Annotated in this window: 15 protein-coding genes; 12 read left to right on the forward strand and 3 right to left on the reverse strand. The window is 60.5% G+C overall.

The window, feature by feature from the left end; translation table 11 throughout:
* Window positions 1–94: 94 nt before the first annotated feature.
* Window positions 95–661: an isochorismatase family cysteine hydrolase gene (locus GWQ29_RS02725; protein WP_275918701.1), complete on the reverse strand. Its 567-nt coding sequence runs from the start codon at window positions 659–661 to the stop codon at window positions 95–97.
* 49 nt (window positions 662–710) lie between these two features.
* A complete protein-coding gene (locus GWQ29_RS02730) occupies window positions 711–1,874 on the reverse strand; it encodes an FAD-dependent monooxygenase (RefSeq protein WP_275918702.1) in 1,164 nt (387 codons plus the stop codon).
* Between the two features lie 267 nt (window positions 1,875–2,141).
* On the opposite strand from GWQ29_RS02730, the gene miaB reads away from it, so the two are divergent.
* The 5 genes from miaB (at window position 2,142) to lnt (ending at window position 7,939) form a co-directional block, all read left to right on the forward strand.
* Window positions 2,142–3,575: a tRNA (N6-isopentenyl adenosine(37)-C2)-methylthiotransferase MiaB gene (miaB, locus tag GWQ29_RS02735; RefSeq protein WP_005317314.1), complete on the forward strand. Its 1,434-nt coding sequence runs from the start codon at window positions 2,142–2,144 to the stop codon at window positions 3,573–3,575.
* A 56-nt stretch (window positions 3,576–3,631) separates the two neighbouring features.
* Window positions 3,632–4,675: a PhoH family protein gene (locus tag GWQ29_RS02740; RefSeq protein ID WP_058393795.1), complete on the forward strand. Its 1,044-nt coding sequence runs from the start codon at window positions 3,632–3,634 to the stop codon at window positions 4,673–4,675.
* A complete protein-coding gene (gene ybeY, locus GWQ29_RS02745) occupies window positions 4,672–5,136 on the forward strand; it encodes an rRNA maturation RNase YbeY (RefSeq protein WP_275918703.1) in 465 nt (154 codons plus the stop codon). Before GWQ29_RS02740 ends, ybeY begins: the two co-directional genes overlap by 4 nt.
* Window positions 5,137–5,231: 95 nt before the next feature.
* The gene (corC, locus tag GWQ29_RS02750; RefSeq protein WP_005317320.1) at window positions 5,232–6,116 is read left to right on the forward strand and encodes a CNNM family magnesium/cobalt transport protein CorC; all 885 of its coding nucleotides are present in this window, start codon (window positions 5,232–5,234) and stop codon (window positions 6,114–6,116) included.
* Window positions 6,117–6,394: 278 nt separating this feature from the next.
* Window positions 6,395–7,939: an apolipoprotein N-acyltransferase gene (lnt, locus tag GWQ29_RS02755; protein ID WP_275918704.1), complete on the forward strand. Its 1,545-nt coding sequence runs from the start codon at window positions 6,395–6,397 to the stop codon at window positions 7,937–7,939.
* Window positions 7,940–8,025: 86 nt separating this feature from the next.
* Here lnt and GWQ29_RS02760 read toward each other — a convergent pair whose 3' ends face one another.
* On the reverse strand, window positions 8,026–8,532 hold the full coding sequence (locus tag GWQ29_RS02760; RefSeq protein ID WP_005317324.1) for a zinc ribbon-containing protein: 507 nt from the start codon (window positions 8,530–8,532) through the stop codon (window positions 8,026–8,028).
* 145 nt (window positions 8,533–8,677) lie between these two features.
* Here GWQ29_RS02760 and leuS point away from each other — a divergent pair, with 145 nt between their 5' ends.
* The 7 genes from leuS to rlmH all read left to right on the forward strand — a co-directional run bounded on the left by leuS (window position 8,678) and on the right by rlmH (window position 14,832).
* Window positions 8,678–11,257: a leucine--tRNA ligase gene (leuS, locus tag GWQ29_RS02765; RefSeq protein WP_275918705.1), complete on the forward strand. Its 2,580-nt coding sequence runs from the start codon at window positions 8,678–8,680 to the stop codon at window positions 11,255–11,257.
* A 166-nt stretch (window positions 11,258–11,423) separates the two neighbouring features.
* Complete coding sequence (gene lptE / locus GWQ29_RS02770; protein WP_021138176.1) at window positions 11,424–11,906, forward strand: LPS assembly lipoprotein LptE; 483 nt, start codon at window positions 11,424–11,426, stop codon at window positions 11,904–11,906.
* 13 nt (window positions 11,907–11,919) lie between these two features.
* Window positions 11,920–12,066, forward strand: a complete 147-nt coding sequence (locus GWQ29_RS02775) for a DNA polymerase III subunit delta (protein ID WP_275918706.1) — start codon at window positions 11,920–11,922, stop codon at window positions 12,064–12,066.
* Window positions 12,066–13,097, forward strand: a complete 1,032-nt coding sequence (gene holA / locus GWQ29_RS02780; RefSeq protein ID WP_005317335.1) for a DNA polymerase III subunit delta — start codon at window positions 12,066–12,068, stop codon at window positions 13,095–13,097. The genes GWQ29_RS02775 and holA overlap by 1 nt, the downstream gene beginning before the upstream one ends.
* A gap of 76 nt (window positions 13,098–13,173) precedes the next feature.
* Window positions 13,174–13,818 carry a nicotinate-nucleotide adenylyltransferase gene (nadD, locus tag GWQ29_RS02785; RefSeq protein WP_275918707.1) on the forward strand — a complete coding sequence of 215 codons (645 nt, stop codon included), beginning with the start codon at window positions 13,174–13,176 and terminating at the stop codon, window positions 13,816–13,818.
* A 185-nt stretch (window positions 13,819–14,003) separates the two neighbouring features.
* The gene (gene rsfS / locus GWQ29_RS02790; protein WP_005317340.1) at window positions 14,004–14,345 is read left to right on the forward strand and encodes a ribosome silencing factor; all 342 of its coding nucleotides are present in this window, start codon (window positions 14,004–14,006) and stop codon (window positions 14,343–14,345) included.
* Between the two features lie 19 nt (window positions 14,346–14,364).
* Window positions 14,365–14,832 (forward strand): 23S rRNA (pseudouridine(1915)-N(3))-methyltransferase RlmH, encoded by a 468-nt coding sequence (rlmH, locus tag GWQ29_RS02795; protein WP_017411988.1) that lies wholly within the window; start codon window positions 14,365–14,367, stop codon window positions 14,830–14,832.
* Window positions 14,833–14,875 lie beyond the last annotated feature (43 nt).

Below are 14,875 nucleotides of genomic sequence, written 5' to 3' on the forward strand. Positions count from 1 at the left end.
CTGATCCCATGTTGCCCTAAAACGGCGCCAGCTCAACAGGGGCCTGGGGACAAAATGTCAAAATGGTGAGCGAAAACAGCCTTGACCAGCGAGATCACGCCAGCTGGGCCACCTTGATGATCTCGGCGATACGGCCGAGCAGGCGCAGCGAGGTGTGATGCTCGGTGGCATCCGCCGCCGCGCAGGCATCCTCCAGTATGGTGATGGCGTAGTCGCGATCGTGCCCCTCCCGCGCCGCCGCCTGAATGGCCCAGCTGGTGCTGACCCCGCACAGATAGAGGTGATCGATATGATTGGCCCGCAGTGCCGGTTCCAGTGCAGTGCCATAGAAGGGGCTCACTCTGGGCTTGGTCAGCACCAGATCACCGGGTTGCACATCCAGCTCGGGGTGAAAATCGGTGCCATTATCGGCAAGCGACAGAGCCCCAAACTGCTTGGCCCGGCCAAACATGGGCGAGTCCTTGGGTTGCAGCAGATAATTGCCGTCAAACCCCACCTTGATGAGCACCACCAGCCAGCCGTGGCCGCGGGCATGGGCCAGCGCCTGATTGGCATGGGCGATGGCGTCTTGTTCCACAACATGGGCAGCCGAGGCGGCGATACGTCCGTCCGAGTGGGCGATGTCGTTGATAAAATCGATAACCAGCAGTGCTTTGTTCATCACTTTCTCCTCTGCGAAGATTCAGATCCGGCAATCTTGTTCACATCATTCATACCAGACCCAGTGCGTAGCGCAGCGCCATCTCCTTGAGCGGGCCTGCCTTGTCCGCCAGATTGAGGGCCAGATTGCGGGCCAGCTTGAGCGGTCCTATCTCGTTGCTGAACACGCCATAGAAGAGATCCATCCCCGACTGCATTAAAAGATTGTCGGGGCGACGGTGGCGCTCGTAACGCTCCGCCAGGGCCAGCTGATGCCAGTCGGCACCGGCTTTTGCCAACAACCCGGCCCAGCAGGCCACGTCCTTGAAGCCAAGGTTGACCCCCTGCCCCGCCAGCGGGTTGATAGTGTGGGCGGCATCGCCGAGCAGCACCACCCGACCGGCGTGATAGTCATTGGCGTGGCGTCGCACCAGCGGGAAACTCCCCTTGGCCGTGACGGTGAAGCCGCCGAGCCGGGCCGGAAAGTGGCGGCGCACCTCCTCCCCCAGCTTTTCGTTGCTCATGGCCGACAAGGCGCGAATGCGGGCGGGATTGTCATACCAGACCAGGGAGCCGTGCTGGCCGGGTAGCGGCAGGAAGGCGCGCGGACCACTCGGGGTAAATTGCTGCCAGGTGATGTCTTCCTGCACAAACTCGGTGTCGATGTTGATCAGCATGCAGTGCTGACGATACTCGAAGCGCGATACGCCAATCCCAGCCAGCCGGCGCATCTGGGACTCGGCACCATCGCAGGCCAGCACCCAGCGGGCGCAAAGCTCTGTGCCGTCGTCCAGGGTCAGTACCGCCTCATCCGCGCTCTGACGCAGGCTCATCACCGCTGCCGGAGTGTGGGTCTGGATGTTGGGGAAATCTTCCATCCTCTTGAGCAGGGCCAGCTGCACCAGCCGGTTCTCTATGATGTAGCCAAGCTGGGGCAGGCCGAGATCGGCCGCGTCGAACCGGGTGGCAAAGCCATCCAGCTCCCAGGTCTCCAGCCGGCGGTAGGGACAGAGCCGCATCTGCTGCAGGTGCGACCAGGCGCCGGCTTGATCCAGCATCGCCACCGAGGCCTGGCTGATAGCGGAAACCCGCAGATCCAGCGGCTGCTCAGGGGCGTATTGCTCGGGCAATTGGGTCTCTATGACCCGAATGGAGAGGCCCTGCGCCGCCAGCAGACAGGCGGTGGCAGCGCCGACCATGCCAGCGCCGACGATGGCGATATCACACTGTTCCATAACTTGATTCCTGAAAAGGGACACCCCGGACCAGGGTAGGCGGGGCCGGACCGAATGGGGACATGATACCGCAAGGAACCGGCAGAAACAGTGAGACAAATTGCGAATTGCTGCGCCAAATCAAGGAGAAAGCCCATGCCCATACGGACAGGCTCCGGGGCAAAGCCCCCCATGGCGGGCTGGATATTAGCTAGGCAGTATCCAGATTGCGGAGTAAAATGCCCGGTCCTTTGACCATGCCGATTTCAACACAAGTCAAGAGAAGCAATGAGCAAGAAACTTCACATTAAAACCTGGGGTTGCCAGATGAACGAGTATGACTCGTCCAAGATGGCCGACCTGTTAGATGCCAGCAATGGCTACACGCTGACCGAAGAGCCCGAAGAGGCAGATGTCTTGCTGCTGAATACCTGCTCCATTCGCGAAAAAGCACAGGAGAAGGTGTTCCACCAGCTGGGCCGCTGGAAAAAGCTCAAAGCAAACAAACCCGGTCTGGTGATCGGCGTGGGTGGCTGCGTGGCCTCTCAGGAAGGGGAGAACATTCGCAGTCGCGCCCCCTATGTGGATATCGTCTTCGGTCCGCAGACCCTGCATCGCCTGCCCGCCATGATCAAGCAGGTCCAGGAGGGCCGTGGTGCCCAGGTGGACATCGCCTTCCCCGAGATCGAAAAATTCGACAGTCTGCCGGAACCCCGCGCCGAAGGCGCCACCGCCTTTGTCTCCATCATGGAAGGCTGCTCCAAATACTGCTCCTTCTGCGTGGTGCCCTACACCCGCGGCGAGGAGGTGAGCCGGCCGATGGATGACGTGCTCTACGAAATCGCCCAGCTCGCCGAACAGGGCGTGCGCGAGGTGAACCTGCTGGGCCAGAACGTCAACGCCTACCGGGGCCCGACCTTTGATGGCAGCATCTGCTCCTTCGCCGAGCTGCTGCGCCTGGTGGCCGCCATCGACGGCATAGACCGCATTCGCTACACCACCAGCCATCCCATCGAGTTCACCGACGACATCATCGAGGTCTACAAGGACACGCCGGAAGTGGTCAGCTTCCTGCACCTGCCGGTGCAGAGCGGTTCGGATCGCATCCTGACCATGATGAAGCGCCCGCATACAGTGCTGGAGTACAAGTCCAAGATCCGCCGCCTGCGCGCCGCCCGTCCCGACATCACCATCAGTTCCGACTTTATCGTCGGCTTCCCGAACGAGACGGACGAGGATTTCGAGGCCACCATGAAGCTGATCGAAGAGATCAACTTCGATATGAGCTTCAGCTTCATCTATAGCCCGCGTCCCGGCACGCCGGCCGCCGACATGCCAGACGACGTCGACATGGAGGTGAAGAAGGTCCGTCTGGCTCGCCTGCAGCATGTCATCAACAACCAGTCGATGCAGATTGGCCGTGCCATGCTGGGCTCCACCCAGCGCATCCTGGTGGAAGGGCCCTCCAGGCTCGACCCTATGCAGCTGTGTGGTCGCACCGAGAACAACCGCGTGGTCAACTTCGAAGGGGCGCATACCCTCATCGGCGGCTTTGCCGATGTGGAGATCACCGAGGTACGCCCCAACTCCCTGCGCGGTCGCTTTATCCGCGGTGAGGATGAGATGAACCTGCGCATCGCCACTGCGCCCCGCGAGATCCTGGCTCGTCGTCCCGACAATGTGCCCGATGCCCTCGGCGTGGCCGCCTTCACTCCCCACTAATCTCTTCGTGCCCATCTGGCCTTGCCGGATGGGCACAGCGTCAAGACGAGGATATTTTGAGCCGACACATAGCGACCCTGAATCTGCATCTGGAGCCCGCCGACAACCAGCGCCTTGCCAGCCTGTGCGGCCCCTTCGATGACAACATCAAACAGCTGGAGCGCCGTCTCGGCGTCGAGATCAGCTACCGTGACAACCACTTCCAGTTGCTGGGCAAACAGGCCCAGGTGGATGCGGCGGCCGTCATCCTCAAGCACCTCTATGTGGAAACCCAGCCCCTCAAGGGCGGCAAGGTGACCGACATCATCCCCGACATGGTGCATCTGGCCATTCAGGAGTCGCGGGTGCTGGAGCAAGATGACGAACCGGCATCAAGCATCCCCTATGGCAAGGAGGTGACGGTCAAGACCAAACGCGGCCTCATCAAACCACGCAGCCCCAATCAGGCCCAGTACATCGCCAATATCGTCAGCCACGACATCTGTTTCGGCATAGGCCCGGCCGGTACCGGCAAGACCTATCTGGCAGTGGCGGCGGCGGTGGATGCGCTGGAGCGTCAGGAGATCCGTCGCATACTGCTGACCCGTCCTGCGGTGGAAGCGGGTGAGAAACTCGGCTTTCTGCCCGGGGACCTCTCCCAAAAGGTCGACCCTTACCTGCGCCCGCTCTACGATGCCCTGTTCGAGATGCTGGGGTTCGAGCGGGTCGAGAAGCTGATGGAGCGCAACATCATCGAAGTGGCGCCGCTCGCCTATATGCGCGGTCGCACCCTCAATGATGCCTTCATCATCCTGGATGAGGCCCAGAACACCACCACAGAGCAGATGAAGATGTTCCTGACCCGCATCGGCTTCAACTCCAAGGCGGTGGTGACCGGTGATATCACTCAGGTGGACCTGCCACGTAGCGCCAAATCCGGTCTGCGCCACGCGCTGGAGGTGCTGCAAGGTGTCGATGGCCTGTCGTTCAACTTCTTTGAATCCAAAGACGTGGTTCGCCACCCAGTGGTGGCCCGTATCGTGCAGGCGTACGAAGCGTTCGATGCCAAACTGGCAGACGAGCAGGCGGCCAGCAAATCCCATAAGGAGAGTGCCCAATGAGTGTGACCCTGGATCTGCAACTGGCCTGCGCGGACACCGACGGCCTGCCCGGCGAAGCACAGCTGCAAGGCTGGCTGGACGGTACCATTCTCGGCTTCCAAGAAGAGGCCGAAGTGACGGTGCGTATCGTCGACGAGGCGGAGAGCCGCGAGCTCAACCTCACCTATCGCGGCAAGGACAAGCCCACCAATGTGCTCTCCTTCCCGTTCGAGGCACCGCCCGGTCTGGAGCTGCCGCTGCTCGGCGATCTGGTGATCTGCCGCCAGGTGGTGGAACAGGAGGCTGCCGAGCAGAACAAGCCGCTCGAAGCACACTGGGCCCACATGGTTGTGCATGGCAGTCTCCATCTGCTAGGTTATGACCATATCGAGGATGACGAGGCAGAGGAGATGGAACAGCTGGAACGTGACATCATGCAGGAACTCGGCTTTGCCGATCCTTATCTGAACGACGAAAAGTAAAGGACGGGATCGTCATCGCCTTGAAACAGCCGATGGCCATCCTTACATACCCAAAACAATTCCAAATGTGTTCAAGCGAGTAACCAAGAGAAAAAATGACTGACGATCACCCTAGTACCGGCTCGCCGAAGAAAACCTGGCTCGACAAACTCAGCCAACTCTTCCAGGGCGAGCCAAGAGACCGCAACGATTTGGTGGATGTGATAGCGGATGCCGAGGAGCGCGATCTCATCGATCAGGACACCAAGGACATGATTGAAGGCGTACTCGAAATAGCCGAGTTGCGCGTTCGCGACATCATGATCCCCCGCTCCCAGATGGTCACCATAGAGAAGTCCCAGCCGGTGGACGATATCTTGCCCGTGATCATAGAGTCAGGTCACTCCCGCTTTCCGGTGATCAACGAAGACAAGGATCATGTGGAGGGCATACTGCTCGCCAAGGATCTGCTGCCGTTCGGTTTTGGCGGCCACCATGCCAGCGAGCCGCTGCAGCTGGAAAAAATCCTGCGCCCGACCGTGATAGTGCCCGAGAGCAAGCGGGTCGACAGGCTGCTCAAGGAGTTTCGCGAAGAGCGCTATCACATGGCCATCGTGGTGGACGAGTTTGGCGGTGTCTCGGGTCTCGTGACCATTGAAGACATACTGGAGCTCATCGTCGGCGAGATCGATGACGAGTTCGACGACATCGAAGATGAGCCGGACGAGATCCGCCGCATCAGCAAGCGGGTCTTCGCAGTCAGTGCCCTCACCGAGATCGAGGATTTCAACGACTTCTTCGGCACCCAATTCAGCGATGAAGAGGTGGATACTGTGGGCGGTCTTGTGATGCACGCCTTCAGCCACCTGCCGAAAAAGGGTGAGGAGATCGAGTTGCAAGGTTACCTGTTCAAGGTGATGCACGCCGACCGGCGCCGCCTGCAACAGCTGCAGGTGAAGATCCCCGACAACCATGTCGCGGCCCAGTCTGAAGCGCAATAAGTCGCTCTGACGCCCTATAAGCCTCACGCAGCTATACTTGCCGTGAAGCATCAGCGCCCCGCTCGTCGGGGCGCTTGCCGTTTGGTGGCAGGGCAAGCTGTCGCCCCTTGACCCCACAACCCTCCCTTACCTCAGTGAACCGTGCCCGTCTCCCATTTTCTGCCCGGCTTTTTGCTTGAACAGGTCCAGGCAGTCGGGAGGCTCGCCGTTAACCGCATTTACAGGTTAAGATACCGGCCAATCAACCTGTTATCGTCCAATCCGAGCCTGCATAGTCCGTGAAATCATCGCCCGTGAAATCAAAACTCCTGACCAGTCTGTTTGCCATGGCATCCGGCGCGCTCGCCGTCCTGGCCTTCTCGCCGTTCGACTACTGGCCTCTGGTCATCCCGTCCCTGCTCGGCCTCTATGCGCTGCTGGACAAGGCCAATCCCAAACAGGCTGCCTGGCGCGGTTTTGGTTATGCCATGGGCCTGTTCCTGCCGGGGCTATGGTGGATCCACGTCAGCATGACCATGTTTGGCGGCATCATGCTGCCGGTCGCCTTCGTATTACTGGCAGGGCTCTCGGCTTATCTGGCAGTCTATCCGGCCCTGGCCTGCTGGGCCTTTGCCCGCTTCTTCAGTGGCCGTCACTGGAGCCGCTGGCTGCTCGCCTTCCCGGCACTCTGGCTGGTGGCTGACTGGCTGCGGGGCTGGGTAATGACAGGCTTCCCCTGGCTCTGGTTTGGTTACAGCCAGATCGACGGGCCGCTCAAGGGCTTCGCCCCCATATTGGGGGTGCAGGGCATCACGCTGGCACTGCTGCTGTCGACGTCCGCCCTCTGGCTGGTGTGGCAGAACCGCAAACCCGTCTGGCTGCTGGTGCCCGTCGCACTGATCGGTGCCGCCCATGGACTGATGCAGCTCAACTGGGTGACCCGGGGCGAGCCGGTCAAGGTAGCTCTGGTACAGGGCAATATCGCCCAGTCCCTCAAGTGGGATCCGGAGGCCCTGGTACCGACGGTGCGCACCTATCAGGATCTCAGCCGCGAAAATCAGGATGCCGACATCATCATCTGGCCGGAATCGGCGATCCCGGCCATCGAGAAAGAGATGGGCAACTACCTGGAGAGCCTGGACAAGGCGATGAAGGTGAACGATACGGGTCTGCTGGCCGGCATAGTCCACTACGATTTCGAGCAGCAGCGCTTCTTCAATACCGTGCTTGGCATGGGAGTGCAGGACGCTGACGGCAAGGAGGCGTATCACTATGAGCACAAGAACCGCTACTACAAGCACCACCTGCTGCCCATCGGCGAGTTCGTGCCGTTTGAGGATCTGCTACGCCCCATAGCCCCCTTCTTCAACCTGCCCATGTCCTCCTTCAGCCGGGGGGACGAGCAGCAACCGAACCTGATTGCCAAGGGGCTCAAGTTTGCCGCCGCCATCTGCTACGAGATCATCTTCCCCGAAGAGGTGCGCCGCAATGTACAGCCCGATACCGACTTCCTGCTGACCGTTTCCAATGATGCCTGGTTCGGCACCAGTATCGGCCCCTGGCAGCACCTGCAGATCGCCCGCATGCGCGCCCTCGAGCTGGCACGCCCGCTGCTGCGGGGCACCAACACTGGCATCACTGTCGTCACCGAGATTGACGGCAGCATCATAGGTCAGATCCCGCAGTTCGAAGCAGGGGTGCTGCGCGCCGAGGTACGTCCCGCCCACGGTTCGACCCCCTACCTGCGCTTTGGCGACTGGCCGCTGTACGGCATGACGGCCCTGCTGCTGGGGCTCGCACTGGCGTTACGTCCACGTGCCCATCCCTGGGCCCGTGAACTCTGATCCGGCACGTTCAGACACCTGCACATCAACAAAAGAGGCGCCCCATGGGGCGCCTCTTGCCATTTCATTTCGCTAGTTGATGGTATTCAGGGCGAGAGCGGCTCGCGGTGATATTCGTGGCCGCCACATTCGGGGCAGGTATCGAGTGGTTGAGGGTGCAGCACTGTATGGCGCCAGCCGCACTGCTCGCACACCATGACGCCGAGTCCCACCCAGTCTCCCGCTTCGTACACCCCTTTGTGTTCCAACTCGTCGGCCAGCTCGCGCCACTCCACCTGGGCGCGGTCGGTCACATCCGCCAACCAGGACCAGGCGGTGTCTTTGAGGGCCAGCATGAAGGCGGACTCCTCCACGGCCTCATCGCTGCGGGCTTTATCATCGTTGCGGCTCAGCTCATAGTTGCCCAGATCCCGCTTCACGTATTCGGCAATCAGCGCCAGCTCATCCTGGGTCAGGTCGCTGGCGGCCTCCAGATAGGCCTGCACCTTGGCGATCATCCGGTTGAGGCGCTCCCCCTGGAACTGTTCGGTCTCCTGCCACTGCTTTTGCAACTCTGCAATGAAGGCTTCGTACCCTTTTTGACGTTTGTCCATGGTCGTTACTCCTCTACTGAACCCTGATCATGCCCGGCATAAGGCCTGACGGATGCTGGCGGTTGTTGCCGCCGCTGGATATGGGTATTCTATTGCGATTTCCCAGCTGATTTATCTATTCATTTCACAGATCCGGATGTCACCAATGCAAGAGCAATACGTTCCCCAATCGATCGAACCAGCAGTGCAAAAGCACTGGGATGCCAAGAAAACCTTCAAGGCCGTGGAGAAAGTAGACAAGGAGAAATTCTACTGCCTGTCCATGTTCCCCTATCCGTCTGGTCGTCTACACATGGGGCACGTTCGTAACTACACCATAGGTGATGTGATCTCCCGTTATCAACGCCTCAATGGCAAGAACGTGCTGCAACCCATAGGTTGGGATGCATTCGGTCTGCCGGCGGAGAACGCTGCGGTCAAGAATAATACCGCACCGGCCCCCTGGACCTACGAAAACATCGAATACATGAAGAACCAGCTGAAGATGCTGGGGCTGGGTTATGACTGGGATCGCGAGCTGGCGACCTGCAAGCCGGATTACTACCGCTGGGAGCAGTGGTTCTTTACCAAGCTGTACGAAAAGGGTCTGGTCTACAAGAAGACTTCCTCCGTCAACTGGTGTCCGAACGACATGACGGTACTGGCCAACGAGCAGGTGGTCGACAACTGTTGCTGGCGCTGTGACACCCCGGTGGAGCAAAAAGAGATCCCCCAGTGGTTCATCAAGATCACCGACTACGCCGAAGAGCTGTTGAACGACATCGACAATCTGGAAGGCTGGCCGGAGATGGTCAAGACCATGCAGCGCAACTGGATTGGCCGCTCCGAAGGGGTCAACATCAGCTTCGCCATTGAGGGTCAGGCTGAGCAGCTGGAGGTCTACACCACCCGTCCGGACACCTTCATGGGCGTCACCTATGTCGGTATCGCCGCCGGTCACCCGCTGGCGCTGCAGGCTGCCGAAAGCAATCCGGCCCTGGCCGCCTTTATCGAAGAGTGCAAAAACACCAAGGTCGCCGAAGCCGAGCTGGCCACCATGGAGAAGAAGGGCATGGCCACCGGCCTCTATGCCATTCACCCGCTGGATGGTCGCAAGGTGCCGGTCTGGGTCGCCAACTTCGTACTGATGAACTACGGTACCGGCGCCGTGATGGCCGTTCCGGGCCACGACCAGCGCGATCATGAGTTCGCTACCAAGTACGGTCTCGAGATCAAGGCGGTGATCAAGCAGGCTGACGGTGAAGCGCCGAACGTGATCGAGGCAGCCTACACCGACAAGGGCGTGCTGTTCGCTTCCGGCGAGTTTGACGGTCTCGAGTTCCAGGCCGCTTTCGATGCCATCGCCAACAAGCTGGAAGCCCTCGGCCACGGCAAGCGCACCGTCAACTTCCGTCTGCGTGACTGGGGCGTCTCCCGTCAGCGTTACTGGGGTGCCCCCATCCCCATGCTGACCCTGGCTGACGGCACAGTAGTGCCGACTCCGGAAGATCAACTGCCGGTACTGCTGCCGGAAGATGTGGTGATGGATGGCATCCAGAGCCCGATCAAGGCCGACGCCGAGTGGGCCAAGACCACTTACAACGGTCAGGAAGCGTTCAGGGAAACTGACACTTTTGACACCTTTATGGAGTCCTCCTGGTACTACGCCCGCTACTGCTCTCCGGACTACGACAAGGGCATGCTGGACCCAGCTGCTGCCAACCACTGGCTGCCGGTGGATCAGTACATAGGCGGCATCGAGCACGCCTGTATGCACCTGCTCTACGCCCGCTTCTTCCACAAGCTGCTGCGTGACGCGGGTCTGGTCAACAGCGACGAGCCGTTCAAGCGCCTGCTCTGCCAGGGCATGGTGCTGGCCGACGCCTTCTACTACAAAGACGAGAAGGGCGGCAACGTCTGGGTCAGCCCGACCGACGTCAAGGTAGAGCGTGACGAGAAGGGTCGCATCACCAAGGCCATCGACAACGATGGTCGTGAAGTGATCCACTCCGGCATGACCAAGATGTCCAAGTCCAAGAACAACGGCATAGACCCGCAGCTGATGGTCGAGCGTTACGGCGCAGATACCGTCCGTCTGTTCATGATGTTCGCCTCCCCGGCCGAGATGACCCTGGAGTGGTCCGACTCCGGTGTAGAAGGCGCCCAGCGCTTCCTGCGCCGCCTGTGGCGTCTGACCTTCGAGCACGTCTCTGCGGGTGCCGTTCCGGCACTGGATGTGGCAGTCCTCACCAGCGAACAGAAAGCCGTTCGCCGCGAGCTGCACAAGACCATCGCCAAGGTGAGCGATGACGTGGGTCGCCGTCAGACTTTCAACACCGCCATCGCCGCCATCATGGAACTGATGAACAATCTGGCCAAGCTGGGCACCGACGAGCAGGACCGCGCCCTGATGCAGGAAGCGCTGGAAGCCGTTGTGGTCATGCTCTCCCCCATCACGCCGCACATCGGCTTCGAGCTGTGGAAGATGCTGGGCAAGGGCGACGACGTGGATCACGCCGTCTGGCCGGTGGCCGATGAAGCTGCCATGGTCGAGACCGAGAAGCTGGTCGTGGTGCAGATCAACGGCAAGATGCGTGGCAAACTGACAGTGCCGGCCGAAGTAAGCCAAGCTGATGTCGAGAAGCTCGCCATGGCCGATGCCTCTGTGCAGAAGTTCACCGACGGTCTGACAGTGCGCAAAGTTATCTATGTACCGGGCAAGCTGCTCAACATTGTCGCTAGCTAATGGTGGCAAGGCCCCTCCCCTGCACTCCTTTTGTCATGGGAGGGAGCGTCTTGCTCCTTCTCCCTTGCAAACAAGCAGGTCGGGAAGGAGTCAGCTGACCGTTGCCAATCATGATGACGGCGGGCAGACGCCCGCCGCTCTTCACTTCACGCAAAGAGGATTTCATATGGGCACCACCCTCACTCGCTGGATGGCCATCGCACTGATGGGCTTGCTGTTGCAGGCCTGCGGTTTTCAGATGCGGGGCACCGCCATCCCGCCCGAGCTGATGACCATGAAGGTGGTCGGTGACAACAAGAGCGACTTCTACCGTCTGGTGACCACTCGTCTCAAGGCCGCTGGCGTACAGCTCGCAGACAAGGAGGGCATCCCTGTGCTCACCCTGGCTGGCGTGCGCAGCACCAGCCAGGTAGCCTCGGTTGACGCCATCGGCCAGGATCGTGAGTATTTGCTGGGCTATAGCACCCAATTCACCGTCTCCATGCCGGGCAAACCGACTCAGGTGTTTCCCATCACCTTCAACCGCAGCTTCCTGAACAAACCGGACGCGGCACTGGCCTCCTCCCGTGAGCAGGAGCAGCTGGGCAAGGAGATGCAGGAGCAGGCAGCCAGTCTGGTCATCCGCCAGCTGAGCCAGGTCAAGTTCTGATGCGAGCATCTTGATGAGAGTCGACGCCGAGCAGTTAGCGGACCATCTCAAAGCAGGGCTCAAGCCCTGCTATCTCGTTTTTGGTGACGAGCCTCAGCGCAATTTGCAAGAGCAGGCCATCGCCCCTGCGCCCCACCGACTCAACCAGGCCAAGTTCTGATGCGGATCTATCCCGAGCAGTTTGCGGATCATCTCAAAACAGGGCTCAAGCCCTGTTACCTCATCTTTGGTGACGAGCCTCTACTCAAACTGGAGGCTATCGACGCCATCCGTCAGGTCGCCCGCAAGCAGGGTTTCGACGAGCGTCATACCTTTGTGGTCGAGGCGGGGCTGGACTGGAATCAGGTCTACGATGCCTGCCAGGCCATGAGCCTCTTCTCCGCCCGCCAGATCATAGAGCTGGAGCTGCCGGCCAAGGTCGACAAGGATCTCGCCGCCCGCATCAGCGAGATTGGCAAGCAACTGCATCCGGATCTGCTGCTGGTGCTCAGCGGTGGTCGCCTCAACCAGACCCAGATGAAGGCAGCCTGGTTCGACAAGCTCAGCCAGGGCGGTACCTATGTGCCGGTCAATCACCCCGAGCCCCGCTTCTTTCCACGCTGGATGGGGGCCCGCTTCCAGCGTTTCGGCCTCAAGGCGCTGCCCGATGCCATCAACTTCATGTGCCACTCTTACGAGGGCAACCTGCTGGCCGCGAGCCAGGAGATAGAAAAACTGACCCTGCTGGCGCCGCCCCAGCCCATCAGCGTCGCCTATCTGCAAGAGACCATCATACGTCACGCCCACTTCACGCCATTCCAGCTCATCGATACCCTGCTGGAAGGCAAGGTAAACCGGGCCCAGCGCATTCTGCTGGCCCTGCGCGCCGAGGGCACAGAGCCCGGCATGCTCTCCTGGGCCCTGTGCCGGGAGCTGGAACAGCTCACCGAGCTGGCCCTGGCTGCCAGAGCCGGCCAGCCGCTGGTGGAGCACTTCTCACGCCTGCGCATCTGGCAGAGCCGCCAGCAATTGATCCAGCAGGCGCTGACCCGGTTGCCCTTCACCAAGTTGCAGCAGTTGTGGCAACTGATGGCCCAGCTTGACGACGCCTTGCGTCGCTTCGACACCGAACGGGCCTGGCTGATGTTGCAGACCCTCGCCCTCGGTTTTCGCGATGGCACTCCCCTGCCTTTGCTGGAGCCAGCATCATGATGAGCTCGCCGCCAGACCTGAAGAAACGAAGTGGCCCTGTTGCCACCAAACCATTTGACGACGCGGGGGCAAGGTCATGCTGAAAGCACCCATCGGCCTGCTGGGCGGCACCTTCGACCCCATCCATATCGGCCATTTGCGGCCGGCTATCGACGCGCGCGACGCACTGGGGCTGGCCGAAATCCGCCTGATACCGAACCATATACCGCCCCACAAGGCCAATCCCTTCTGTTCGAGCGAGCAGCGCCTCGCCATGGTCAGACTGGCGGCGGCGGAAAACCCGGGGTTTGTGGTGGATGAGCGGGAGCTCAAGCGGGACAAGCCGTCTTACACCATAGATACCCTGATGGCGCTGCGGAAAGAACTGCCCGATACCCCGCTCTGCTTCCTGATGGGGATGGATTCATTGCTCACGCTGCCGAGCTGGCATCGCTGGCAGGCACTGCTCGATTACGCCCACCTGGTGGTGAGCGTGCGCCCCGGCTGGCAACCTGACTACCCGACCGAGGTGGCCGACCTGCTGGCACACCATCACACCACGGATGCCAGCGCGCTGCACCGGCGCCTTGCCGGCCATATCTGGCTGGCAGACAATCTGCCCATAGCGCTGTCGGCAACCCGGCTAAGAGAGCTGCTGGCGGCGGGACAGGATCCCCGCTATCTGCTGCCAGCCTCTGTGGCCGATTACATCCGGCAACAGGGCCTCTACCAGGCGGACTGAATGCAACTGGTGCCGACTATTGTCCGGGCCGGTTGCGCACTATATTGATCAACAGGGGCCTGGTTTGCCGACCCGGCATGGCCCCCGCTCCACTCCCCTTCTCCAGACTGGGAAACGGGAGTGACCATGATATAATCCGCCGCCCTGACGTAAGTAGCAGGGCGCCGGAATACAGGAGAGAATCATTGCAAGGCCAAGAACTGCAAGCCTTTATCGTCGACAAGATCGATGACATGAAAGGCCGCGACATCATCACCCTCGATGTGCGCGGTCAATCCAGCATCACGGACACCATGATCGTCTGTTCCGGCAACTCCAGCCGCCACGTCAGCGCCATCGCTCACAATCTGGCCAGCGAAGCCCGCCATGCGGGGCTCGACCTGCTGAGCGTGGAAGGCCAGCTCACGGGTGAATGGGTACTGGTGGATCTGGGGTCCGTAATAGTGCACGTGATGCAGGATGAGTATCGCGATTTCTACCAACTGGAAAAACTCTGGAGCGGTGCCGCTCAAGTGAATGCGCAATAGGGCACAAGTGTAACAAACGATGAAGATCCAGTTGATTGCAGTGGGCACCAAGATGCCTGCCTGGGTAGAGCGTGGCTTCGAAGAGTACCGTCGCCGTTTTCCCAAAGACATGCCATTCGAACTCGTCGAAATTGGCGCCGGAAAGCGCGGTAAAAATGCCGACATTCCCCGCATTCTGCAAAAAGAAGGGGAAGCCATGCTGGCCGCGGCCGGCCGCTCGCGCCTTGTGACCTTGGATATCCCCGGCAAGCCCTGGACCACGGAGCAACTCGCCGTGCAACTGGAAGCCTGGAAACTGGATGGCCGCGATGTGGCCCTGCTGGTGGGAGGCCCGGAGGGCTTGTCGCCGGAGTGCAAGGCCGCCGCCGAACAGAGCTGGTCGCTGTCGCCGCTGACTCTGCCCCATCCGCTGGTACGGGTGCTGGTGGCCGAGAGCCTCTATCGCGCCTGGAGCATTACCACCAATCATCCGTATCACAGGGAATAACCCATGGGGTTTTTGTCTTATCCCTTCGTCTGTCATAAGGTAG

This window comes from Aeromonas sp. 2HA2 (assembly GCF_029237345.1).
Taxonomy (GTDB): Bacteria; Pseudomonadota; Gammaproteobacteria; order Enterobacterales; family Aeromonadaceae; genus Aeromonas; species Aeromonas salmonicida.